The organism is Flavobacterium soyae (genome assembly GCF_021245985.1).
In the GTDB taxonomy this organism is placed as follows: domain Bacteria; phylum Bacteroidota; class Bacteroidia; order Flavobacteriales; family Flavobacteriaceae; genus Flavobacterium; species Flavobacterium soyae.
Genome location: NZ_JAJQXA010000009.1, coordinates 108,868 through 135,577, shown reverse-complemented (window position 1 = coordinate 135,577; position 26,710 = coordinate 108,868). Strand labels below are relative to the sequence as shown.

Here is a 26,710-nt window from a genome sequence, read left to right as displayed (position 1 = left end):
ATGAGGAAATTTTACTTTTTTTTATTGGTATTAAGTTTAATTAGCTGTAAAAAAGATGCTCCTAAACCGGCTCCTGCTGCAGTAAAAAAAGCGCCGCCAATTATACTTACTGATGAACGAAAAGTAGAAGTTGATACAGCACTTTTAAGTACCTTTAAAAGTGAAACCCTTAAACAATTTTATACTTCATCTGAAAATAAAACTGTTTGGGGAAATCTAAAAAAGAGAACCTATGTATTATCTCAGCTGGAAAAATCTGAAGAATTAGGACTTAATCCCGAAGATTATAAAGCATCGCAGCTGGAAAAATTCGAAAAACGAATCAGCAGTCTAAACGATGCTGATTTAGCAACATACGATATTTTACTGACTTATAATTTCGAAAAATATTTAAATCATTTATATAAAGGAAAACTAGATCCTAAAAAATTGTATACAGATTGGGATTTAGATGAAAAACCATTTGATGTAAACAGTGTTCTTATTAATGCTTTTAATAAAAACAAATTAGACAGTATTGTTGAAAACATTCAGCCTAAATCTATCATATATAAGCAGTTACTAAAATCTCTTGAAATCATCAATTCTTATCCTGACGAAGATATTACAACTATTGAATCTTTAAAGAAAATTACTTTAAACGACACAAACAATGCGGTAATCAATATTAAGAAGAAACTTTTGTTTTGGAAAGATATGTCTGGCAAAGACAGTTTAACTAATAAATACGACCAAAAAACTTTTGAATCGATTAAAAAATTTCAGGAAAGACATGGTTTAGCCGATGATGGCGTTATTGGTCCTGGAACTATCAGCGCTTTAAACTATTCCAAAGAAAAAAGAAAACAGCAGATTATTGCCAATTTAGAACGCTGGAGATGGTATCCTGCCGAATTTGCCGAAAATTATTTTATTATCAATATTCCGGATTACAGCTTAAATGTTGTCGAAAATCAGGACACAACTTTAGTTCGAAATATTGTGGTAGGAACAAGTAAAAGAAAAACACCTATTATTACATCTGTTTTAAAAACGGTTGTTTTTAACCCAACTTGGACTGTTCCGCCAACAATTTTAAAGGAAGATGTTGTTCCTGCAATGAAACGCAACCGAAATTATTTAGCAAAGAAAAATATAACGATTTACGACACATCTGGAAATGTGGTCGAGCCGCATGCCTGGAACGAAAACAAACCTAACAATTACAGATATGTTCAAAGTCCGGGTTATAATAACTCATTAGGATTAATGAAAATTTTGTTTCCTAATCACCACAGTGTTTACCTGCATGATACCAACCACAGAAATTATTTTGAACGCAACAATCGTTCATTGAGCTCTGGTTGTGTTCGTGTTGAAAATCCGCTTGAATTGGCTGAACATATTCTGGATGATCCTGAAAGGTTTTCTAAAGAAAAAATCGATACTATAATTGCCTCTAAAAAAACCATGAGCTTTAAAATTACCAAGAAATATGCTTTATATCAATGGTATTGGACGGCTTGGAGCAAAAAAAATCAGCTCATTTTTAGAGCTGATATTTATAATCTTGATTCAGATTTGTATGCTAAACTAAGAGATTAGTTTCTCTTCCATCGTAAAGCTTCTTGACGGATGGTAGATATACAAACATGATTTGTCTTTAATAGTTTGGATTATTTCATCTGTCAATTCAACAGGAACAGCAGGGCAGCCTTGGCTTCTGCCTAATCTTTTGTGATCTCTGATAAATGATTCAGATACATAATCAGCCCCATGCATCACAACTCCTCTTTCTCGGGCGTTGTCGTTTAAACCTCTTTCAAGACCGTCTAAACGTAATGAAGCCCCATGTTTTCCTTGGTAGATTTCGCCAGTTGCATAAAAACCTAAACTACTTTTAAATGAAGAGTTTAAGTTAGAAAATGCTGATGCAAATTCTTCTCCGGTATTTCTTCCGTGAGCTACCAAAGAATTAAATAATACCGTATTTGTAGTCATATCAATTACCCAAAGACGTTTGGTATTTGATGAAAGACTAAAATCAATCAATGTCAGAATGTTTTTCTGAACAATCCCTCTTTCTTTCAAAAGATAAAATCCTTTCATTGCTTCAGTAAAAGTCCTAAGATCAGGAAGTTTACAATTGTTTGAATTTAATGTATTATAAACATTTTCAATTTTTGCATCAACAGAAAGGTTTGTTTCAACTTTCGCAATACTTTTTGTTGTTGCAGGTTTTAATTCGGGAGTGTTTTTTGAATCTTTTCCAAAAGACAATAGAAAAAACACCAGCAGCGGGTAAATTTTGTAAATCATTGAATTTCTTTAGGTTAATAATAAATTTGGGTAGAGCAAAAGTATAAATTTTTGAAAATCATCAAAATAAAAGCCTGTAAATCAGGCTTTTTTTGCTTAAAATTTAACATTATTAACATAAAAAAGATCTTTCTGTAAGATTTTATCTCACGCTAAAAATCATAACATTTTAGTCACTTTTCTTAAAAAAAGCAGAATAAAATGGAAATTTTGAAACTTAAACTGTAACAAGTAGAACAAAATGCTGTCTATTATTTCTAAATTAAAGTACTTTTACAATCATTTTTGTTCGAATTTTCATGAAAAAACTTGTTTTTCTAACTCTTCTTTTATCTACTTTTTGGTGTTTCAGTCAAAAAAAAGCATTGCAGGCGAAATCTATTTCGCAAAACATTTCTATTGATGGAAAATTAAATGAAAACGAGTGGGAAAATGCTGCAACAGCCTCAGACTTTATCACCTTCGAACCAGATAACGGAAAAGCCGTTCCGGAGAATAAAAAAACTAATATCAAGGTTTTATATGATAATGATGCGATTTACATTGGCGCCATGATGTATGATGATGAACCTGATAAAATTTTAAAAGAGATTTCGCAGCGTGACAATTTTGGAACTGCAGATATCTTTGGGGTCTTTATAAACGGTTTTAATGACGGCCAGCAGGACTTTATGTTTTATGTTTCTGCTGCTGATGTTCAGGGAGATTGTATTATGACCGATGCAAATGGCGAAGATTATTCCTGGGACGCCGTTTGGATAAGTAAAGCTTCGATTATTGAAAACGGATGGGTTGTAGAAATAAAAATTCCATATTCGGCATTGCGTTTTTCACAGGAAAACAAACAGACCTGGGGAATTAATTTTTTCAGAGAAATAAAACGTACACGTTATAAATATACCTGGAACTTTGTTGATAGAAAAATTGGAACTTTTACGCAGCAGGCCGGGGTTTTAGAAGGAATTGAAAATATAAAACCTCCTACCCGATTGTTTTTTATGCCTTATGCTTCCTATTATTTAAATGCAGGAGAAGGACAAAAAACATACGGAACCGTAAAAGGCGGAATGGACATAAAATACGGGATCACCGATGCTTTTACTGTTGATGCTATTTTAGTTCCTGATTTTGGACAGACAAAATACGACGATCAAATTTTAAACTTAGGTCCGTTTGAACAGCAGTTCAATGAAAACAGGGCATTTTTTACCGAAGGAACAGATTTGTTTAATAAAGGAAATATGTTTTATTCGAGAAGAATTGGCGGTAAACCTTCTGTCGAACCAGATTTAAAAGACAATGAAGAAATTATTGAAACAGTACAAAACGTTAATCTTATTAATGCTTTAAAATTTTCAGGAAGAACTAAAAATGGTTTAGGAGTTGGAATTCTAAATGCTGTTACCGAAAAAACTTTTGCAACCATAAAAGATACTATTTCAGGCGAAACCAGACGTGAAGTTGTAGAACCGCTCACAAATTATAATGTTTTGGTACTGGATCAGCGTTTTAGAAAAAATTCATCTGTTACTTTTATAAACACAAATGTTACCAGAAATGGTCATTATAAAGATGCCAATGTAACTGGTTTAGCATGGGATTTAAATACTAAAGCCAATACTTACAGCTTGTTTGGAAATGTAAAATACAGCACAATAAATGATACCGAAGACACAAACGGTGTTTTCTCAACTGTTAGTTTTGCAGAAACAAGCGGTAATTATCGTTATAGTTTAGGAACTGATTTTGTCTCAAAAGATTTTGATCCAAATGATATGGGAATCAATTTCTATACTAATTATTACAATTTTTACGGAAATGCCAACTACAGAATTCTTAACCCAACTAAACTTTTTAATAGCTTCAAGATTGACTATGAAATGTATTCTGAATTCAATAAAGAATCTGGAAAAGTACAGGCAAACCGAATTGAAGCAGAAGTAAATTTAAGCACCGTAAAAAACAATTATTATGGAGGGGGTATTGAAATTTCTCCATTGGAATCGCATGATTATTACGAACCAAGGGCAGAGAACAGGTATGTTATAATTCCTAGAAAATTAGATGCTTGGGCAAGCGTTTCTACAAATTACAATCATAAATTTGCTATAGATTTTAATCCGTCAATATCCATTGCCGATGAGCCCGGAAGAGCAGCTTATGGTGCCGACATCAGTCCGCGATATCGCTTTAATGATAAGCTTCTATTAATTTACAGTTTTAGCTTTCTTAAAAGAAACAATAACAAAGGATACATTGACAGTTATGATGATGACGATAATGAAACCACTCCCGAAACTATTGTTTTTGCTAATCGTGACGTAATTACATACGCCAATACTATATCAGGAAAATATGCTATTAACAGCACTATGACACTTAATTTAGCCGTTCGCCAATATTGGTCTTCGGCAGAAAATAAAGATATTTTACAGCTTGAAACAGACGGGACCCTAGATCCGTATCCGCAATATACCGAAAACAAAAACTCAAGTTTTTATTCCTGGAATGCAGATTTATCCTATTCATGGTGGTTTGCGCCCGGAAGTCAGCTTTCAGCCTTATACAGAAACAATGCCTCTAATTTTGAACGTATTATCGATAAAGATTTCAAAAATAATGTAACAAGCCTATTGACTAATGACGCCTTAAAACACATTTTTTCTGTTAGCGTAAAATATTTTATAGACTATAACGCTGTCAAAAATAAGGTTAGAAAAAGAGCTTAGCGTGAATAAATTTTAAAAAATAAAGACTTCTGTAATTAAATTAATATTTTTTATCAGGCTTCATTTTATTAAATATAAATGTACCATTGCATTCTTGCAAAGTTTATAAATGGCTTATCTTTGTAAAAAACAAAAATGTAATGAACAAAAAAGTTATCCTTATGATTTTAGACGGTTGGGGAAAATCTCCTGACCCTAAAGTATCTGCAATAGACAATGCAAATGTTCCATTTATAAATAGTCTTTACAAAAATTACCCAAGCGCTCAATTGCGTACTGACGGTTTAAATGTTGGTCTGCCAGAAGGTCAAATGGGAAATAGTGAAGTTGGGCACATGAACCTTGGTGCCGGAAGAATTGTATATCAGGATTTGGCAAAAATTAATTTAGCCGTAGCTCACAAAACGCTTGCTAAAGAACAGGTTTTAGTTGACGCTTTTACTTATGCTAAAGACAACAATAAAAAAGTACACTTTTTAGGATTAGTTTCAGATGGAGGTGTTCACTCTCATACTTCTCACTTACGTGGATTAATCGATGCTTCTCAAGAATATGGTTTAGATCAGGTTTATATTCACGCTTTTACAGATGGACGTGATGTTGACCCAAAATCCGGAGCAAAATACATTCACGATTTAGATGAGTATATCAAAGATACTCCGGTAAAAATTGCTTCTGTCGTGGGGCGTTATTATGCAATGGACCGTGATAAACGCTGGGAACGTGTAAAACTAGCTTACGATTTAGTAGTTAACGGAGTTGGAACTCCATCAAAAAATGCAGTGGCAAGCGTTCTTGACAGTTATGCTAAAGATATTACTGACGAGTTTATCGAGCCGGTTGTAATGGTTGATGAAAACGAAAAACCTCTTGCGACAATTATTGAAGATGATGTTGTAATTTTCTTTAACTTTAGGACTGACAGAGGACGTGAACTTACTGAAGCGCTTTCTCAGCAAGATTTCCACGAGCAAAACATGCACAAATTAAACTTGTATTATGTAACGCTTACAAACTACGACGAAACGTACCAAAACGTAAAAGTGGTTTACAATAAAGATAATATTACTGAAACTCTTGGTGAAGTTTTAGAAAAAGCGGGTAAAAAACAAATACGTATTGCTGAAACGGAGAAATATCCGCACGTGACATTTTTCTTTTCAGGCGGTAGAGAAACTCCTTTTGAAGGTGAATCTAGAATCTTGAGAAATTCTCCTAAAGTAGCCACTTACGATTTACAGCCGGAAATGAGCGCTTATGAACTTGCTGATGCTCTTGTTCCTGAATTGAACAAAGGTGAAGTAGATTTCGTTTGTTTAAACTTTGCAAATGGAGACATGGTTGGTCACACCGGAATCATGAGTGCAGCAATTAAAGCCTGTGAAGCAGTTGACGCCTGCGCAAAAAAAGTAATCGATGCCGCACTTGCAAATGATTACACTACAATCGTTATTGCTGATCACGGAAACTGCGAAACAATGATCAATCCTGACGGAAGTCCAAATACCGCGCACACAACAAATCCAGTGCCGATTATTTTAGTTGACAAGCAATTGAAAAATATTCAAGATGGTGTTCTAGGTGACATCGCTCCTACTATCTTAGAATTAATGGGAGTGCAGCAGCCAAATGCAATGACTTGTCATTCGCTTTTGTAAAAAACACTTAAATTATTTTTAAACCATATAAGTGATATAAGTTCATTTAATTGAAGCGCTAAAGCTTTATTAAACTTATATTTCTTATATGGTTTTTATTTTTATATACCCGTTTTGTCACCCTGAGCGAAGTCGAAGGCTTATGGAACCAAAAAGGGCTTCGACTTCGCTCAGCCTGACATTCGTGTTTTTTATCAAATAATAAAATAATGATAAAGCTGTTCAACACCATAAATCACAAGTCCGATTATACCGCCAACCAAAGTCCCATTGATTCTGATGTATTGAAGGTCTTTCCCAATTTCTAGTTCCAGTTTTTCAGAAACCTCTTTTCCATCCCAGCTTTTTACTGTTGACGAAATTAAATCCCCTATTACTTTTTTATTGTTTAGAAGAACCGATAATAAATCGTTTTTAATAAAATTATTGATTTTGTCAATCATAATCGAATCTTCCTTAATCCCGTTTCCGAAAGTTTGAATTAAACCCGAAACACTGTTTTTAATTGAAGATTCATCGCCTTTGTTTAAATCATTGGTTATCGAGAGTTTTATTTCATCCCAAATTCCATTGATGTAATCCTGAACTTCTTTTTTTCCGGCAAAATTCAAAATCATATCGTTGATTTTAATTCGCATTTCTTCGGAGTTTTTTACTTTCTCTAAAAAATTGAAAATATACTCATCAATTTTTTGGCGCACTGCGCTGTCTGCTTTTTTAGCTTCATTTAAAAAATCATGTAAACCATTAAAAACGCCTTCGGTAATACTTTTATCAGCCAGTCCAAAACTTAAAAACGGAGTCGAAGCTTTTACTTTCTGTCTGATTAAATCTTTATTATTAGTCAATTCGCTGCTCATCACTTCCAGAAGATTCGTCAGCATTTGATTTTTTAAATCCCCTTTTTGTAAAGGCTCCAAAGCAACAGCAACCCAGTCCCCAAAGTTTATTCCTTCCAGTTTTTCTTTGAATTGAGCCTGAATAAATCTTCTGACATCTTCATCTTTTATCGTTTTTAAAATTCCGGGAACAATATTTACTGCAACAACATTGGCAATTTTATCTGCATTTTCTTCCTCCGAAAGCCACTCCGAAGCTTTTGAAGCAAAGTTGAATTCATCCAATTTAATTTCTAGCTTTTCCCTGTTTAGAAATTCTTCTGAAACAAAATTTCCGAGATTTTCTCCAATTTCATTTTTCTTCGTCGGGATAATAGCCGTATGCCAAATCGGAATCCCAAGCGGATGACGAAACAAAGCCACAACCGCAAACCAATCGGCAATTCCCCCAACCATTGCCGCTTCACTAAAAGCCTGTAAAATTGGAATTTTAAAATAAATAGCAATTATAAAAAGAAGAACGGCAAAACCTAAAAGCGCCAAAGCACTTGCCTGCATTTTTCTTAAAGCTTTTATTTTAACTATATCTTGATCCGTATCAGTTTCCATGATTATCTCATTTTACTACTAATTTATGGCTTTTTTCTGAGATATTAAACTAAAAGCACAGCTCATCGCAATGAAAGGGTTTGCCACGAATTACACAAATTTTCACGAATTACTTTGTCTTTAAAAATTATTCCAAATTTAGAATTCGTACTAATTCGTGAAATTCGTGGCGAAAAAACCTAATTCGCGGCAAAAAAATTACTCAAAAAATAATATTAAAAATTGTACTTTTGCGAACTGAAAATCTGAAAAATATGATTATCCAAAAAACGAGAGAGGAAATCGAATTAATGCGCGAAAGTGCTTTGATCGTATCAAAAACATTAGGAATGATTGCTTCTGAAATTAAAGAAGGAGTTACTACATTATATCTGGACAAATTAGCCGAAGAATTCATTCGTGATCACGGTGCAGTTCCTAGCTTTTTAGGATTGTATGGTTTCCCGAATTCACTTTGTATGAGTCCGAATTCTCAGGTCGTACACGGAATTCCAAATAACACACCTTTACAAAGTGGTGACGTTATTTCGGTAGACTGCGGTGCATTCAAAAACGGATATCATGGAGATCATGCTTATAGTTTCGAAATTGGAGAAGTTGCTCCAGAAGTTAAAAAACTTTTGCAGATAACTAAAGAATCTCTTTACGTTGGAATTAGAGAATTTAAAGCCGGAAATCGCGTAGAAGATGTTGGAAATGCGATTCAAAAATATACGGAATCTCACGGTTATGGTGTGGTTCGTGAATTGGTTGGTCACGGTTTAGGGCAAAAAATGCACGAAGAACCAGAAATGCCAAATTACGGAAAACGCGGCCGCGGAAAACTTTTTGTTGAAGGAATGGTTGTTGCAATTGAGCCTATGATTAACATGGGAACAAGAAACATCAAACAACATAAAGACGGCTGGACAATTACTACAGCTGACGGAAAAGCAAGCGCGCATTTCGAACACGATGTGGCTTTAATTGATGGTAAACCAGAATTATTATCGACTTTTCAATATATCTACAAAGCTTTAGGAATTGAAAGTAATGAAGAAGACGAATTCAGAAAAGTGCCGTTAGTATTATAGTTATTCCGCAAAGATTCACAAAGATATACGCCAAGATTCACAAAATTATTTATTTTACAAGCCTTTTAAATGTTTGAAGAAAACAATGAATCTCGTAATAGATTAGATGCAATTACATATAAAATTATTGGTTTAGCGATTGAAGTTCACAAACAGCTTGGTCCTGGTTTATTAGAATCTGCTTATCAAGAATGTTTATATTATGAAATAGTAAATGCCGGCTTGACTGTTGAACGCCAAAAAGTTTTACCCATAATTTATAAAGACATAAAACTAGATCATGGATATCGAATTGATTTATTAATAGAAAACACGATTGTCATTGAATTAAAAACTGTCGAAGCTTTTAACGATGTACATTTTGCGCAAATACTAACCTATCTGAAACTTGGAAATTATCCATTAGGATTACTTATCAATTTTGATTCAAAAATATTAAAAAACAACATAAAAAGATTTATAAACACTTTGTGAAACTCTGTGTCTCCTTTGTGTAACTCTGCGAAACAGCCCCATGAAAAAACTTTTTAAATTAGTACTTAATACAATACCGCGTCCATTATTAATTCGTTTGAGTTATGTAGCGCGTCCCATTTTAGCTTTCTCATTAAAGGGAGATAAATTTACTGATCCTATCGATGGCAGAAGCTTTAAATCTTTTTTACCTTACGGATATGGAAAACAGCGTAACAATGTACTTTCGCCAAGTACACTTTCTTTAGAAAGACATCGTTTGCTTTGGCTGTATTTAAACGATCAGACTGATTTTTTTACAGCTCCAAAAAAAGTTTTGCATTTTGCGCCGGAACAAGCTTTTTACAAAAGATTCCGCAAGCAGAAAAACCTGGATTATACAACAACAGATTTATTTTCGCCTTTGGCAGATGTAAAAGCAGATATCTGTAATTTACCTTTTAAAGACAACGAATATGATGTGATTTTATGTAATCACGTTTTAGAACATATTCCAGATGATACAAAAGCAATGCAGGAATTGTTCCGTGTTTTAAAACCGGGCGGAATGGCGATTTTACAAATTCCACAAGATTTAAACCGTGCAATTACTTTCGCTGATGATTCAATTACAGATCAAAAAGAGCGTGCTAAAATATTCGGACAATACGATCACGTTCGTATTTACGGCCGCGATTATTTCGACAAATTAAGAAGCATTGGTTTTATTGTAATTGAAGAAGATTACACCAATAAAATTTCACCAGAATTGGTAAAAAAATACTGTTTGGCAAAAGGCGAGATTATACCACTTTGCTTTAAACAGGAAAACTAATTTTTTCACCATATAAGTGATACAAGTTCATTTTAAAAGAGTTTTCAAATTATTGATATTTTGAAAACTCTTTATTTTTTTGCCCAATAACTAATTTACAAGCCAACCAAATCCCTAAACCTTGGAACCTACAAAATCATTTCAGTTCTGTTTTGACATCAGTTTTGAAAAAAATCTGAATGTTTACATTCCAACATCCTACATCGTTGAGAATACCGATGAAATCAAATATCTGGACAAAAAAGCAACCGCCGGAATAATTCAAAGTTTCGGAATTGTTTTTGACGATTTAGATTCGAATACAAAAAAAATACTGACGGCTTGCGAATCTTTAAAGCCTGAATTCATATTCAAAAAATTCAGTGCTAAAATCAAATCGGCAAAAACCATTGCTGATTTACAAAAAGATTCTAAAATTGAGTTTGCCATTCGTCAGCATTTAAAATTAAATCTGTCTTCTTTTTACAGCCTAATTGTTGAGGGACAATTTCCGTTGTCAATAAACATTGGGCCCGAAAAAGATTTTTATCGTTCGAGAGTCGATATTAGTCCGCTTTATTTTGAGCCGCAAATTCAATTTGACAAACACGCCGAAGGAATTACCTATACCCTTTCTTTAAAAGAAAACGAAACGGCTTTTTTACCCATGGAAAGCAATGTTGATATCCTTTTGGATGAACCGGGCTGGTTAATTATCAATAAAAAATTAGGTCAGTTAAAAGAGCTTAATTCTAAAAAACTGATGCCTTTTTTAAAGAAAAAATCAATTGAAATACCATCCAAATTAGTTGATGATTATTTTAAGAATTTCATTCCCGAAATAGCCAAAAAAATTGATATCGAAGCAACAGGTTTTGAAATTGAGCAGCGCGATGAAATTACTTCCTGCACGATTCAGCCGGTTTATGATTTCTTTAAAAACTGTTATTACCTCAACCTTTATTTTGATTATAACGGTTATTCATTTGATGGAAGTAAAACAAAGAAAACGCATTCGTTTGTAGATTTCAGCGTTGCCAATGAACCGAAAATCATTCAGTTTAAACGAAATGCTGATGAAAATTTGTATGTCGATAAATTACTTGAAATTGGTTTAATAAAAATCAAAAATGAATTATTTGGATTAAATTCTGAGGCTGAAACTTCTGATCCTTATATCAACATTCAATTGATAATTGATAATAAAGAAAAACTGGAAAGTTTAGGTTTTAACATTCAAAATTTAAAGCTCGAAAGCAAAGAAATCGTTACCTCAAATCATACGGTTTCTGCATCAAAAGACACAAACGGAGATTGGTTTGACATTAAAATCATCATTACAATTGGGTCATATACGATTAATTTCAGCGAAATTATTCCAAACATAAAAAGCAAAGAAAGGCTTTTCCCTCTGCCTGACGGAAATTATTTCCTGATTCCGTTAGAATGGTTCAGTAAATACAGTTCGCTGGCAAAACTCGGAAAAATAGAAAGCGGCACTTTACTTTTACGCAAAAGTAATTTTACTGCCCTTGATGCTATTGCCGAAATCAAAGATGATGTAACGTATAAAGCTGAATATGTGGCTTCTGATTTATTGAAAGCAACTTTAAGGCCTTATCAAATCGATGGTGTAAAATGGCTTTTAGGACATTTTAATTCGAATTTGGGCGCTTGTCTTGCCGATGATATGGGACTTGGAAAAACATTGCAGACTTTAGCTGTTTTGGTTGCCGTTCAGGAACAATTAGGATTTACTACGAAAACTACCAATTTTGATTTATTTGCAAACGAAACTACTATAGAAAGAGAACCACTTAAAACTTTGATTGTTTTGCCTTCTTCATTGGTTTTTAACTGGTACAATGAAGCTGCAAAATTTACTCCGCATTTTTCAAAAATGCAATATGTGGGTAATGACAGAAAACAACTAGCCGCAAGATTAGCCACAACTGATTTAATTTTTACGAGCTACAGCATTATTCATCGTGATATTTCAATTTTAGAAAAATATGATTTCCGTTATTTGATTTTGGACGAAAGTCAATACATTAAAAATAAAAATTCTAAGATTTTTAAAGCCATTAATAAAATAAGTACAGGTCATAAAATCGCTTTAAGTGGTACGCCTATCGAAAATTCGCTGGACGATTTATGGTCGCAGATGCAGTTTATTAATCCTGATATTTTGGGCACTTATAATTTCTTTGCTGAGAATTTTAAAATCCCAATTGAGAAAAAGCAGAATGAAGAGGTTTTATCTGAATTAAAAAATCTGGTTCAGCCTTATATTTTGCGAAGAACCAAGGAACAGGTTTTAAAAGATTTACCTGAATTATCAGAGCAGATTTATTATTGTGAAATGGATCCTGAACAGGAAAAATTATATGAACAGGAAAAATCAAAAGCGCGTAACTTTTTATTAAAAATGGATGGTTCAAGTCCGGACAAAATCAGCATTATTAATACGCTGATGAAGTTAAGACAATTGAGTAATCACCCAAAAATGGTAGATCAGGAATCTGAAATTGATTCCGGAAAATATATTGCTGTTACAAATTATTTGGAAAATTTAGTCAAAGCAAAACAGAAAGTAATCATTTTCAGTTCGTTTGTTACCAACCTGCATTTTTATACCGATTGGTGCAAGGAAAACAAAATAGGATATTGTGAGATTACAGGAGAAACGCCAGCCAGCAAAAGAGAACAGCAGGTAAAACTGTTTCAGGAAAAAGAAGAACCTTTATTGTTTTTTATTTCGTTAAAAGCAGGAGGCGTCGGTTTAAATATTACTAAAGCTTCTTATGTTTTATTTTTAGATCCGTGGTGGAATCCTTTCGCAGAAAAACAAGGAGTTGGAAGGGCACACCGAATTGGGCAATTGAATAAAGTAAACGTGATTCGTTTTATTTCGAAAAATACGGTAGAAGAAAAAATCATCAAACTGCAGGAAAATAAAAAGCTTTTATCTGATTCCCTTTTAGAGGAAAGCTACATAAATGATGAGATCGAAGCTAATTTAGAATACATTTTAAATTCTTAATAAATCGCTCCGTCCAATAAATGACATCTTATTACGTTTAATAAAATTCTTATATTTACAATCTTACAACGTAATAAGATGCCAAAATTTTTATATCAAAGTCTGCTTTTGTTTTTTGTTTTTACTTTCGCGAAAGCTCAGGAAATACAAACTGAAGTAGTTCCTCCATACAATATCAAAACCGTTACTTTTGTTCAGAATGGCAATAATGTTGTTCCGATATTTGAAATGAATTCTACTTTTGAATTTCAGTTTGATGATTTGTTTGGAAATGAAGCCAATTATTATTTTGAAATCACACATTGCGATTATAACTGGAAACCAACAGATATTCCAAAAACAGATTATTTAAGAGGTTTTGACGGTCAAAGAATTACAGATTATTCGAACTCGTTTAACACGCTTCAGGTTTATTCGCATTATAGATTGGCATTTCCAAACCAGTTTACAACACAGATACGATTGTCTGGAAATTATATTTTGAAAATTTTAAATGAAGATAAAGAAGTTATTTTCTCCAGAAAATTCATTATTTATGAAGAACATTGTACAGTTGCGGCACAGGTAAAAAGAACCCGAAACCTGAGCAATATTGATTACAAACAGAATTTAGATTTTTCGATTGTTTCTAATGATATTACTTTTCAAACTCCAATTCAAAATGTAAAAGTTCTTTTATTACAAAACGGAAATTTTAATACGGTTATTAAAAATATCCCGCCACAATACACAATTGGGAATCAACTGGTTTATAAATACGATGCCGAAACGCAGTTTTGGGGTGGAAACGAATTTTTATATTTTGAAAATAAAGACATTCGTGCAGCCAATAATAACGTTGGTAAAGTGGGTGCTAACAACGATATTTATAACGCTTATTTGTATACCAATGCAGCAAGAGGAAATCAGATTTATACCAATTATCAGGACGTAAACGGTAATTTTGTGGTAAAAAATATAAATGGCTCAGATAACAGCATTGAAGCTGATTATGCCTGGGTTTACTTTTCGCTTTCGGCGCCGGCTTTCAGGCTTAACAAAGATATTTATGTTACGGGAATGTTCAATAATTACAGCCTTTCACCAGAATATAAACTGGATTATAATACTGATAAAGCCGTTTTTGAAAAAGCAATAATGATCAAACAAGGTTTTACTAATTTTCAATACACCGTTGCCGATAAAAAAGGGAATATAGATAATGAAAATGCCATTGACGGTAATTTTTATCAAACAGAAAATGAGTATACTATATTAGTTTATTACAAAGAAAGTACTGATCGTTATCAAAGAGTTATAGGAAAAGGTAATGCAAACTCCATAAATATCGTTAATTAAAACATTGTTAAGGTTTTAGGTTTCCTGTTTTTTTTTCGTAGCTTTGTACCTATAACTCACACAGATTTACTAGGTTAATATGGTTTCTCAAATTACACGAGGCATAAAAATATCGGTTCTAACTAGTTTTGAAGGCACTTACTTCAAGAACTATAAGATTCACTTTGCTTTTAGTTACGTGGTTACAATCGAAAATCATAGTAAAGATTCTGTTCAGTTAACTTCTCGCCACTGGGAAATCCACGATTCATTAAACGACTTAGATATCGTTGATGGTGAAGGCGTTATAGGTAAAAAACCAGTTTTAAAACCGGGAGAAAACCACACTTACAGCTCTGGTTGCTTATTATCATCTCCTTATGGTGCCATGAAAGGTCATTTTAATATGATCAATTTCACTACAACCAAAACATTCAAAGTAATTGTACCTACTTTTAGAATGTGCGCTCCTTTTGCATTGAATTAATTCAAGTTTTTTTCAGAAAAAAACTCAAACTTAAACATTTACATGGATAGATGTTTTTACAATTTACCCCTATTAGTTTATTAAATTACAACTTTTTAATCTTGTATTGTGATATAATCAAATTATCATTTGTACTTTTGTAAAAAATTAAACAATTCGTAAATTTTAAAATAATTTATCCCATGTTAAAAGGATTCTTTCATGTACCAAAAGCGGTAAACGAGCCTGTAAAAAGCTACGCACCGAACTCACCAGAAAAAGCAGCTGTTCAGGCAGCTTATACTACAATGTGGAACGCTCAAATTGATGTTCCTTTATATATTGGAAGCGAAGAAATCAAAACTGGAAACACAAGAAATATTACAGCTCCTCATGATCACAAACACATCGTTGGAAAGTATCATTTAGCTGAAAAACAACATATCGAAAAAGCAATTGCAAATGCTCTTGAATCAAGAAAAGCATGGGCAAACATGGCATGGGAACAACGTGCTGCTATTTTCTTAAAAGCTGCTGAATTAATCGCTGGTCCTTACAGGGCGCGTATTAATGCTGCAACTATGATTGGTCAGTCTAAAAATATTCACCAGGCAGAAATTGATGCTTCTTGTGAATTAATTGACTTTTTACGTTACAATGTTGAGTTTATGACTCAAATCTACAACGATCAGCCAAAATCAGATTCTACTGTTTGGAACCGTTTAGAATACAGACCCCTTGAAGGTTTTGTTTACGCTATTACACCTTTTAACTTTACTGCTATTGCTGCAAATCTTCCTGCAAGTGCTGCTATGATGGGTAACGTTGTGGTTTGGAAACCAAGTGACAGCCAGGTCTTCTCTGCAAAAATCATCATCGATGTTTTCAAAGAAGCTGGAGTTCCAGACGGTGTAATCAACGTAGTTTTTGGAGATGCTTTAATGATTACAGATACTGTTTTGGCAAGCCGTGATTTTGCCGGTGTTCATTTTACAGGTTCAACTCACGTATTTAAAGATATCTGGGCAAAAATTGGAGCTAACATCCACCATTATAAAACGTACCCAAGAATCGTTGGTGAAACTGGTGGTAAAGATTTTATCATTGCACACCCAAGCGCAAACGTAAAACAAGTTGTTACGGGTATTACTCGTGGAGCTTTCGAATTCCAAGGTCAAAAATGTTCTGCAGCTTCAAGAGCTTATATTCCACAAAGTTTATGGCCAGCTGTAAAAGAACAATTAATTACTGATGTAAAATCTATGAAAATGGGTTCTCCGGAAGATTTCGGAAACTTTATTACAGCAGTTATTCACGAAGGTTCTTTTGATAAATTAGCTAGTTATATTGATCAGGCTAAAAAAGATGCTGATGCTGAAATCATTATTGGTGGAAATTACGATAAATCAGTTGGATACTTTATTGAGCCAACGGTTATTGTAACTACAAACCCAAAATATACTACAATGGAAACCGAATTATTCGGACCAATAATTACAATTTATGTTTACGAGGATGCTAAATGGGAAGAAGCTTTAGAATTAGTTGATACTACTTCTGAGTATGCTTTAACAGGAGCTGTTTTCAGCCAGGATCGTTATGCTATTGAAACAGCAACTACAAAATTACAAAACTCTGCTGGTAACTTCTATATTAATGACAAACCAACCGGAGCAGTTGTAGGAATGCAGCCTTTTGGTGGTGCAAGAGCTTCTGGAACTAACGATAAAGCAGGTTCTGCATTAAACTTATTACGCTGGGCTTCTCCAAGAACGATCAAAGAAACTTTTGTAACTCCGGAAGATTACAGATATCCTTTCTTAGGTTAATTTTTGTTTCAAGTTTCAGGTTTTGAGACCTGTCCATATAAAAAAGCCGAATCTTGAAAAGATTCGGCTTTTGTTTTTTCCGTTAGACTTACATGAAAATGCTTTTTTAGATACTTCTGGCAATAATAAAGTCAGGTTTCAAATTGGCATAAAGTCTTACATGTACGACAATTTTAAAAAAATGTAGTATTTTTCTTATAACACTAATTATCAGCTATATACACATTAAAAAAAACATATTTTGATATTTTAAAAACTTCTTGTTCCCTACTAAAAAGATGCATGACTCTAAATTTGTCCTCGTAAAAAACTACTATTTATATAAGATAAAGAACTACAAAACATGAGAAATTTAAACAACGTACCAGAGGTAATTTCAGAAGCAAAAAGCATTGGGCATCCAATTAACTTTAAATGGACTAAAAAGAAAATAGATCAGCTTTTAGATCCTATTGAAGGTAATGATGCATTAGAAAGTGTATTAATGCAAATTAACCACAAAGCTTCTGTAGGTCTAACTGCAGCTTTATTAGAATGGATTTACTGGCGTTTTACAGGTTACACAAAATTTACAGAAGATACACAAAAACGTATTGAAGCACTTTGGTGCTCGATTAACGATCGTGAACAAACAAATCCTTTGTTATTTGATTGTGATCTTGACATACCTGCTAACGGATCTGTTAATGGTGCTTTATGGATCGCTCTAATGAATGTGAGAATGGTCGATGTAAAATACAGAAAAGGATCTTACCTGCTTCAAAGCGAACTTGTAGGCCTGGCATTACTAGCCCGACACGTAACCCCAAAAAAGAAAATATTTGATAAATGGTTCGATAATACAATTATAGAATTAATTCGTTTATATCCTTGCCAATACAGTTATGATAATCTTGATGAATCAGATGAAGCAATTTACGACTCATCAAACGAACCTGTTTTATGCAGAGAATTCTTTTTTGATGCTGCGTTTAAATATTCTGTCGAAGCGTCAGAAAATGCAATTCATAACTTTATTGATAATTTAGACATAAAAGCAAACCCTTTTCTAGACTTCTCTAGGAAAGCATCTTAGTAGTAGAAACTATTAATTCAAAAATAACCCGTAAAGAAATTCTTTCCGGGTTATTTACTTTTATTTATATTTAGGACTTAAACTTTAAAGGAAGATGAACCACTTTTTTGGTTTCAAAAAATTCATCATCAAATATTGCTGCTAAATCATACAAAGCCGCATTTGGAAAATCTTTTAATTCTTCAGTCAGATCACCGCCTTTCAAATATAGAATACCATTTTTTAAAGTATGCTTATGCTGCTTTTTAATTTTATCTTTTATCCACGAAACAAAATCCGGCATATTGGTTACGGCACGGCTTACGATAAAATCGAAATCACCTTTTACCAATTCAGCACGTTTTTGTTCAGCTTTTACGTTCTTTAATTCTAATGCATCAACAACACCCTGAACCACTTTTATTTTTTTTGCTATAACATCAATTAAATAAAAACGAGTTTCCGGAAAAAGAATCGCTAACGGAATGCCGGGAAAACCGCCGCCCGTTCCAACATCTAAAACTGTTGCTCCGGGCTCAAATTTCATTATTTTGGCAATTCCTAATGAATGTAAAATATGTTTTGTATATAAAGAATCAATGTCTTTGCGTGAAATCACATTGATTTTTTCATTCCAATCGTGGTATAAAAAGTCTAATTTTTGAAATTGTTCAATTTGAAGATCGGTCAAATTGGGAAAATATTTCAATATCTCATCCATTGCTGTAAATTTTTAACAAAAGTACTACTTTACGATTGAAATATTTAACTCAATTTTGCAAATTGAAAATTTATAATAATTACCTTTGAAAACTATTTAAATTAATTATGAATAACACTGCTCCAACTTTTGCAAGGCAAGACAATCTGAAGTTTTTCAGAACACTTAATTCTCGGGTAAACAATTACTTTAAGGAGAATAACATTCAGAAAACAGGGAACTGGAAGTTACATTTAAAAGCCGTTATTCTATTCGCAGTTTTTTTAACTCCATATTTTTTAATACTTACCTTAAATATGCCTTTTTGGGTAATGCTGCTTTTATCTATCGTCATTGGCGTTGGAATGGCAGGTGTTGGAATGAACGTAATGCACGATGGTAATCACGGTTCGTACTCTAATAAAAGCTGGATTAATAAATTCATGGGCGGAACCATTTATGTTCTGGCCGGAAACGTTTACAACTGGCAGGTTCAGCACAATGTGCTTCACCATACTTATACTAATATTCCGGGGCACGACGAAGACTTAGATGCCGGAAGAATTATCCGTTTTACAAAGCATGCAGAATGGCATAGTTTTCACCGTTTTCAACATTATTACTCTGTTTTCTTATATGGTTTATTGACTTTCAATTGGGCTATTACTACCGATTTTAAGCAAATGAGAAATTATCTTAAAAGAAAATTATCTTACGGAGAGCCAAAAAGCCCAAAAATTCTTTGGACAACTTTAATCATCACTAAAATCATTTATATCTCAATCTGGATTGTTTTACCAATGCTTATTGGAATTTCTTGGTGGAAAGTACTTATTGGCTTTTTCGTAATGCACTACACAGCCGGATTGATCTTAAGTGTTGTATTTCAATTGGCACACGTTGTAGACCACACTACAAATCCATCTCCAAATGAATTAGGAGAAATGGACAACACATGGGCAGTTCACCAATTGTACACCACAACTAATTTTGCACCAAAAAATGCAATTGTAAATTGGTACACTGGCGGATTGAATCACCAAATCGAACATCATATTTTTCCAAATATCAGTCACATTCACTATGGTAAAATTGCAAAAATTGTAAAGGAAACTGCAAAAGAATGTAATTTACCCTATTACGAATACAAAACAATGCGAAGTGCTATTGCAGCTCACTTTAAACATTTGCGTGACTTAGGAATGAAACCTGAATTATCTGTTTAAACTAAAAAAAATCTATTAATAATTAACCTTCCTTAAATTAGCGCAGCAAATTAAGGACATTCAAAATTTTTATAATGAACCATATTCTTTCGGACAGAATCAACAACTTAGCGACTTCACAAACTTTAGCAATGGCGGCTTTAGCACGCGAGCTAAAAGCACAAGGAAAAGACATTATCAGTTTAAGTTTAGGTGAACCAGATTTTAATACGCCAGACTTTATTAAAGAAGCTGCAAAAAAAGCAATCGACGATAATTACAGCACATATTCTCCTGTTGATGGATATCAGGACTTAAAAGAAGCTATCTGCAGAAAATTTAAAAGAGACAATGATTTAGAGTACAAACCATCTCAAATCGTAGTTTCTACGGGAGCAAAACAATCTTTATACAACATTGCACAAGTAATGTTAAACGATGGTGACGAAGTTATTTTACCAGCGCCATACTGGGTTTCTTATTTCGAAATCGTAAAACTTTCTGGCGGAGTCCCTGTTGAAGTTCCAACATCTGTAGAAACAGATTTCAAAATTACTCCAGAACAATTAGAAGCTTCAATCACGCCAAAAACAAAAATGATGTGGTTCTCTTCTCCATGTAATCCTTCAGGATCTGTTTACAGCAGAGAAGAATTAACAGCGCTTGCAAAAGTTTTAGAAAAACATCCAAATATTTACGTAGTTGCCGATGAGATTTATGAACACATTAATTTCTCAGGAACTTTCTGCAGTATCGGTTCAATTCCGGGAATGTTGGAAAAAACAATCACAGTAAACGGAGTTGCTAAAGCATTTGCAATGACTGGATACAGAATTGGATATATTGGAGCGCCAGAATTTATCGCAAAAGCGTGTACAAAGATTCAGGGGCAAGTAACATCTGGAGCAAACTCTGTGGCACAAAGAGCTACAATTACAGCTGTAGATGCAGATCCAAAAGTATTAAACGAAATGGTTCAGGCTTTCCACGGTCGCAGAGATTTAGTTGTTGGATTGTTAAAAGAAATCCCGGGAGTAAAAATCAACGTTCCAGAAGGTGCATTTTATGTATTCCCAGACGTTTCTTCTTTCTTCGGAAAAACATTAAAAGGAACTGAAATCAAAGATGCAAACGATGTTTCGATGTATCTTTTGGCCGAAGCGAATGTTGCAACAGTAACAGGAGACGCTTTCGGAAATCCAAATTGTATTCGTTTCTCTTATGCAACAAGCAACGACATTTTAAAAGAAGCATTACGCAGAATCAAAGAAGCTTTGACTGCATAACAATATTCTAAGTTTATAAAAACGGCTTAAGGTTCAAAAGTTTCATCACTTTTATACTTTAAGCTGTTTTTTTATGGGATTAATTTGGGCGTGTCCCTCCGGGTCGGGCTTTCGGCTATATCTTTTATTTCGCTCCGCTTCATAAAAGGATACCGCCTCAATCCCTCACGCAAAGCGAAAACGAGAAAAATTCATTTTAAAAAGAAATAAATAACATTTAGTTTAATTGCCTCCAGCTTTAGCTGGAGGTTAAAATAAGCTTCCATACTGGCTTTAGCCAAACTATACCTTTGGCTAAAGCCCATTCCTAGTCCATTTAACTTTCTCCAGCTAAAGCTGGAGGCAATTAAATCTGAATAAAACAAATCAATATTTTCAAAATTCCCATTCCACAATATTGTAAAACCCTGCACATAATCCTGTAAAACATAACACTTTAGAAATCACCAACTTTGTAATGTATTAATTTAAAAACTATTAGTCATGATACATACAGATGAAACCACAAAAGAAACAGTTAAAACTTTAGAAGGATTAATTTCAATTCTTGAAGACGGAAAACTAGGATATACAAACGCCGCAGAACATGTTGAGAATTTAGCCCTCAAAGCTGATTTTCTGGAATATGCCCGTGAAAGAGCTTTATTTATTGTAGAATTACAAGACGAAATCAACAAACTCGGAAAATCAACAGATACTTCCGGCGGTGGGCCATTAGGCGCATTACATAGAACATGGATTGATATCAAATCATCTTTTACCGGCGGAGATACTAAAGCCATTATAAATGCCTGTATTACCGGAGAAGAAGCCGTTATTGAAAAATACAAAAAAGCACTTGAAGAAAACGATTTGGAACACAGCCAGGTTTTCATTGTTTCAAAACAACTAAACAGTATTCAAAATACTTTATCGCAAATTAAAATGAAAGCGAACTAATTATTATTGACACTTTTATTTTAGGGAAACTATCTGGTTTAAATAATCAGATAGTTTTTTTATTTTTATATATCGACATACATGAGCGGATTAAAATCCGTTCCTAAAATATGTTCCGAACTTACAGCTCTTCTTAATAAAGTTCCGAAGGAACGATTCATTTTGCAGCAACGGATTTTAAAGAAAATAACATTAACTCATTCCATATTAAGTTAACAATTTCAAAAAAATCCCTTCATCGTTAGCAAACTCAAATAATTTATAAGACCTTTGCACACTTTTTTTCGGGAATACCACAAAAGTCTAAAGTTTTAGAAATGAAGAAGAAAATCGAAATATTAGCTCCTGCTAAAGATTTAATTGGAGGAATCGCAGCCATAAACAGTGGTGCTGATGCAGTATATATTGGAGCTCCGCAATTTGGTGCACGATCTAATGCCAACAACTCTATTGAAGATGTTGCTGAGTTGGTAAAATATGCGCACTTATTTAATGCACAGGTTTTTGTGGTTATGAATACCATTTTGTACGACAACGAATTAGAAACTTGCCGTCAAATGATCTGGGAATTGTATGAGATTGGTGTCGATGCCCTGATTATTCAGGATATGGCTATTATGGAAATGGAGCTTCCTCCTATCGTACTTCACGCCAGCACACAAGCCAATAATCGTGATGCAGATAAAATTAAATTCCTAAAAGATGCTGGAATCAAACGCGTGGTTTTGGCACGTGAATTAAACCTGCATCAAATTAAAGAAATATACGACCATGCTGATGTTGAATTAGAGTTTTTCGTAACCGGTGCATTATGTGTATCCTTCAGTGGAAACTGCTACATGAGTGTGGCAAACGGAGAACGCAGCGCCAATCGTGGTTCTTGCGCGCAAAACTGCCGTTTACCGTATAACTTAATCGACGGAAATGGAGATACTTTAATTAAAAACAGTCACTTACTTTCGATAAAAGATTTAGATGTTTCAGATCAAATTCCGAATTTGATCGAGGCCGGAATCGTTTCTTTTAAAATCGAAGGCCGATTAAAAGATGTAGTTTACGTAAAAAACAACGTTTCATATTTACGTCAGAAATTAGACAACTTTTTAGAAGGTGCAGGAAGCGATAAATACACAAAAGCTTCTTCTGGAAAATGCACTTATACTTTTGATTCTACCTTAAGCAGAACTTTCAACCGTGGTTATACCGATTATTTTGTAAACGAAAGACATAACACAATTGGTTCTTGGGAAAGCCCAAAATCAAAAGGGCAGTATATTGGTAAATTGATCCGAACTGTTGGGAACGCTTACGAAATTGAAAACGGCGAATTATTAAACAACGGTGACGGACTTTGTTTCATTAACGAAAACAATGAAGCCGACGGAATCTACGTAAACAAAGCCGAAAACGGTAAAATTTACCCGAACGTTTTAAAAGAAGTAAAAGACGGAACTTTCATCTACAGAAATAACGACGCCGCTTTCATCAAAATTGTTGAAAGAGAAGACAGTGCTGTTCGTAAAATCGGTACTACTTTATTGCTTACCGAAAATGAAACCGGTTTTGAATTAATCGCAACCGATGAAGACGGAAACGTAAGTATCGTTAATTTAGAACACTCAAAAGAACAGACTAAAACAGGCGAATCAATTGAAGAAAATATTAAAACACAATTGGCAAAAACAGGTTTCACTCCTTATACTGCCGATGAAATCAATATTATGTTTTCTCAAAACTGGTTCCTTCCTATTTCAAAAATCAACGAAATGCGAAGAACGGTTTACGATCAGTTAACCGAAATTCGTTTGGCAAATTACAAACGTGAGGAACACCAAATGGTAAAAACGTCACATCCGTATCCAGAAACCAAACTGGATTTCATGTACAATGTTTCTAACAAAACAGCTCGTAAATTCTACGAACGTCACGGTGTAACCGAAATCGAAAAAGCATTCGAGTTACAATGGGATCCAGGAAAATCTCGTGTAATGACAACCAAATATTGTATAAAATACGAGCTGGCAAAATGTCCAAAATATCATAGAAATACAATGGAAGGCAAATTAAAAGAACCATTAGTATTAAAACAGGGAGAACTTGAATACAAACTAAAATTCAACTGTAAACCCTGCGAAATGGAAATCTGGGAAAAAGATGCCGAATTTGAAATTGAAGAAGATCATTTTCATTAAAAAAGTTTAACCGCAAAGTTCGCAAAGGAATACGCAAGGTTCGCAAAGGTTTATAAAATCTTTGCGATCTTTGCGGTTAAATTAAAATCTTCCGAATCTCCAAAATCTGCGTGAGAATAAATTCCATTTTTTATCTTTACTCTTCAAACTAAATTTAAATGGAATCTAAAAATAACATTCAAAAACATGCAATTATTACTGGAATTTTTGTTACCTCTTTTTTTCCATTATTAATATTTTCGGATAGTTATTTCATCGATTTATGTATTCAAATATGTGATTTCGGTATTTTTTGGAATTCAATTTTCTGGGGAATCTTATTTCCAATATTCATTGTTTTTCTCTTTTGGAATACCGCTAAAAAAATAAGTCATTCATTAAATCAAATAACTTACTTTCAAGCTTGTTCTCAGTTTTCTTTTGGAGTAAGTTCTAAACTTATACTATCATTTTTTACAATTTACATAATCGGACTATTTGTTAATGGATTATCTGTTGTATTAAGATCACAAATTCCATACATAATTCTATTTTCAATGCTAATGATTTTATTTCTATCATTTGTATTAATGATTTTAACATTTATAAGCAGTTTAATAATGGTAAAGCTAAACCAGAATATCCAATCTTGAATTAAATTGCCTCTAGCTAAAGCTAGAGGTCAAAAAAGAAATCTCGCAATTAGGCTTTAGCCAAAAAAGCAAGAATTTTGGCTAAAGCCTCTCACTTAATCAATTTACCCCCTCCAGCTAAAGCCGGAGGCAACTCATCCTAAAAAATAAATCTGCCGAATCTGCAAGCCGAGCGACAGCGAATAGGCGAAGCAAATCTGAGTGAAAAACTCTTAGTGATCTTTTTTAACTTAAAAACAAAAACCTTGCGTTCTTTGCGTAAATCCTTTGCGAACTTTGCGGTTAAACCCACATTACGTAGACGCACTGCAGTGCGTTTCTACACCAATCCATGCGAATAGGCTTTGCGGTTAAAAACATTTTTCGCTACTTTTACTACTCCATTTATATTCCAAAATTTCAAATATCCTCCTATGAAAATACTACTCCTGGGTTCAGGCGAATTAGGCAAAGAATTTGTCATTGCCGCGCAACGAATCGGACAAACCATAATTGCTGTTGACAGTTACGAAAATGCCCCGGCAATGCAAGTTGCACACGATTTTGAAGTCATCAATATGCTTGACGGCGAAGCACTTGATAAAATCGTAGCCAAACACAAACCAGATTTTATAGTTCCTGAAATAGAAGCCATTCGCACCGAACGTTTTTACGATTACGAAAAACAAGGCATCACCGTTGTTCCTTCAGCTAAAGCAGCAAACTTTACCATGAACCGTAAAGCGATTCGTGATTTAGCAGCGAAAGAATTAGGTTTAAAAACAGCCAAATATCAATACGCCACTTCAGCAGAAGAACTGCAAAAAGCCGTTCAGGAAGTTGGAATTCCGTGTGTAGTAAAACCTTTAATGTCTTCATCAGGAAAAGGACAATCGACTATAAAAACAGAAAGTGATATCGAAAAAGCTTGGCAATATGCCGTTGCAGGATCGCGTGGTGATGTTATTGAAGTTATTGTAGAGGCTTTTGTCGATTTTCATTCAGAAATTACACTTTTAACGATTACTCAAAACGGCAATCCAACTTTATTCTGTCCTCCAATTGGCCACAGACAAGAACGCGGCGATTATCAGGAAAGCTGGCAGCCGGCGCAAGTTTCTGAAGCTGATTTATATGAAGCCCAGGATATGGCTGAAAAAATTACCGAAGCGCTTGGCGGTGCAGGACTTTTTGGTGTTGAGTTCTTCTTAACGAAAGAAGGTGTTTATTTCTCTGAACTTTCTCCACGTCCGCATGATACCGGAATGGTAACTTTAGCGGGAACTCAGAATTTCAACGAATTCGAATTACATTTAAGAGCTATTTTAAGTCTTCCAATTTTTGAAATCACTTTAGAAAAAGCAGGAGCAAGTGCTGTAATTTTAGCATCAGAAAATTCTACTAATCCAACTTTTACCGGAATTGAAAAAGTCGCTGCCTTACCAAAAACTGATTTCAGGATTTTTGGAAAACCAACTTCAAGACCCTATCGCCGAATGGGAGTTGTTTTAAGCCACGATACACTTTCGACTCCAATCAACGAAATAACAGAACGTGCCAAAGAAACGGCAAAATTAATAACTGTAAATTCTTAA

At 33.9% G+C, this 26,710-nt stretch carries 19 protein-coding genes; 16 read left to right on the top strand and 3 right to left on the bottom strand.

All coding sequences use genetic code 11. The features are described 5' to 3' along the window. Entirely contained in the window at window positions 1-1,584 is a 1,584-nt protein-coding gene (locus LUU93_RS13165; RefSeq protein WP_232681590.1) for a L,D-transpeptidase family protein, read from the top strand. Here LUU93_RS13165 and LUU93_RS13160 read toward each other — a convergent pair. Beyond that, window positions 1,573-2,298, bottom strand: coding sequence for a murein L,D-transpeptidase catalytic domain family protein (locus LUU93_RS13160; protein ID WP_232681589.1), 726 nt, complete (start codon window positions 2,296-2,298; stop codon window positions 1,573-1,575). The two genes, LUU93_RS13165 and LUU93_RS13160, sit on opposite strands and share 12 nt — an antisense overlap. Before the next feature lie 299 nt (window positions 2,299-2,597). On the opposite strand from LUU93_RS13160, the gene LUU93_RS13155 reads away from it, so the two are divergent. Further along, window positions 2,598-5,027: a DUF5916 domain-containing protein gene (locus tag LUU93_RS13155; protein WP_232681588.1), complete on the top strand. Its 2,430-nt coding sequence runs from the start codon at window positions 2,598-2,600 to the stop codon at window positions 5,025-5,027. 140 nt (window positions 5,028-5,167) lie between these two features. After that, complete coding sequence (gpmI, locus tag LUU93_RS13150; RefSeq protein ID WP_232681587.1) at window positions 5,168-6,685, top strand: 2,3-bisphosphoglycerate-independent phosphoglycerate mutase; 1,518 nt, start codon at window positions 5,168-5,170, stop codon at window positions 6,683-6,685. Between the two features lie 194 nt (window positions 6,686-6,879). Here gpmI and LUU93_RS13145 read toward each other — a convergent pair whose 3' ends face one another. Next, entirely contained in the window at window positions 6,880-8,133 is a 1,254-nt protein-coding gene (locus tag LUU93_RS13145) for a DUF445 domain-containing protein (protein ID WP_232681586.1), read from the bottom strand. Between the two features lie 254 nt (window positions 8,134-8,387). Here LUU93_RS13145 and map point away from each other — a divergent pair, with 254 nt between their 5' ends. The 8 genes from map to LUU93_RS13105 all read left to right on the top strand — a co-directional run bounded on the left by map (window position 8,388) and on the right by LUU93_RS13105 (window position 18,203). Continuing rightward, entirely contained in the window at window positions 8,388-9,206 is an 819-nt protein-coding gene (gene map, locus LUU93_RS13140) for a type I methionyl aminopeptidase (protein WP_053472055.1), read from the top strand. 69 nt (window positions 9,207-9,275) lie between these two features. Next, on the top strand, window positions 9,276-9,680 hold the full coding sequence (locus tag LUU93_RS13135; protein ID WP_232681585.1) for a GxxExxY protein: 405 nt from the start codon (window positions 9,276-9,278) through the stop codon (window positions 9,678-9,680). Window positions 9,681-9,720: 40 nt separating this feature from the next. Then, the gene (locus LUU93_RS13130; RefSeq protein WP_232681584.1) at window positions 9,721-10,494 is read left to right on the top strand and encodes a class I SAM-dependent methyltransferase; all 774 of its coding nucleotides are present in this window, start codon (window positions 9,721-9,723) and stop codon (window positions 10,492-10,494) included. Between the two features lie 121 nt (window positions 10,495-10,615). After that, complete coding sequence (locus tag LUU93_RS13125) at window positions 10,616-13,516, top strand: DEAD/DEAH box helicase (protein ID WP_232681583.1); 2,901 nt, start codon at window positions 10,616-10,618, stop codon at window positions 13,514-13,516. Between the two features lie 78 nt (window positions 13,517-13,594). Next, window positions 13,595-14,854, top strand: a complete 1,260-nt coding sequence (locus tag LUU93_RS13120; RefSeq protein WP_232681581.1) for a type IX secretion system plug protein — start codon at window positions 13,595-13,597, stop codon at window positions 14,852-14,854. Between the two features lie 79 nt (window positions 14,855-14,933). Further along, the gene (apaG, locus tag LUU93_RS13115; protein WP_073489142.1) at window positions 14,934-15,320 is read left to right on the top strand and encodes a Co2+/Mg2+ efflux facilitator ApaG/CorD; all 387 of its coding nucleotides are present in this window, start codon (window positions 14,934-14,936) and stop codon (window positions 15,318-15,320) included. A 182-nt stretch (window positions 15,321-15,502) separates the two neighbouring features. Further along, complete coding sequence (gene pruA, locus LUU93_RS13110) at window positions 15,503-17,128, top strand: L-glutamate gamma-semialdehyde dehydrogenase (RefSeq protein WP_232681580.1); 1,626 nt, start codon at window positions 15,503-15,505, stop codon at window positions 17,126-17,128. A gap of 343 nt (window positions 17,129-17,471) precedes the next feature. Next, the gene (locus tag LUU93_RS13105; RefSeq protein ID WP_232681579.1) at window positions 17,472-18,203 is read left to right on the top strand and encodes a hypothetical protein; all 732 of its coding nucleotides are present in this window, start codon (window positions 17,472-17,474) and stop codon (window positions 18,201-18,203) included. Window positions 18,204-18,273: 70 nt separating this feature from the next. Here the strand turns inward: LUU93_RS13105 and rsmG are convergent, their stop codons facing one another. Beyond that, on the bottom strand, window positions 18,274-18,903 hold the full coding sequence (gene rsmG / locus LUU93_RS13100) for a 16S rRNA (guanine(527)-N(7))-methyltransferase RsmG (RefSeq protein WP_232681578.1): 630 nt from the start codon (window positions 18,901-18,903) through the stop codon (window positions 18,274-18,276). Between the two features lie 107 nt (window positions 18,904-19,010). Here rsmG and LUU93_RS13095 point away from each other — a divergent pair, with 107 nt between their 5' ends. The 5 genes from LUU93_RS13095 to purT all read left to right on the top strand — a co-directional run bounded on the left by LUU93_RS13095 (window position 19,011) and on the right by purT (window position 26,710). Next, window positions 19,011-20,108, top strand: a complete 1,098-nt coding sequence (locus tag LUU93_RS13095) for a fatty acid desaturase family protein (RefSeq protein ID WP_232681577.1) — start codon at window positions 19,011-19,013, stop codon at window positions 20,106-20,108. A 74-nt stretch (window positions 20,109-20,182) separates the two neighbouring features. Next, complete coding sequence (locus LUU93_RS13090; RefSeq protein WP_232681576.1) at window positions 20,183-21,373, top strand: pyridoxal phosphate-dependent aminotransferase; 1,191 nt, start codon at window positions 20,183-20,185, stop codon at window positions 21,371-21,373. A 483-nt stretch (window positions 21,374-21,856) separates the two neighbouring features. Next, the gene (locus tag LUU93_RS13085; protein WP_232681575.1) at window positions 21,857-22,312 is read left to right on the top strand and encodes a ferritin-like domain-containing protein; all 456 of its coding nucleotides are present in this window, start codon (window positions 21,857-21,859) and stop codon (window positions 22,310-22,312) included. Between the two features lie 317 nt (window positions 22,313-22,629). Continuing rightward, window positions 22,630-24,504, top strand: a complete 1,875-nt coding sequence (locus LUU93_RS13080) for a peptidase U32 family protein (protein WP_232681574.1) — start codon at window positions 22,630-22,632, stop codon at window positions 24,502-24,504. A 1,045-nt stretch (window positions 24,505-25,549) separates the two neighbouring features. Further along, on the top strand, window positions 25,550-26,710 hold the full coding sequence (gene purT, locus LUU93_RS13075; protein ID WP_232681572.1) for a formate-dependent phosphoribosylglycinamide formyltransferase: 1,161 nt from the start codon (window positions 25,550-25,552) through the stop codon (window positions 26,708-26,710).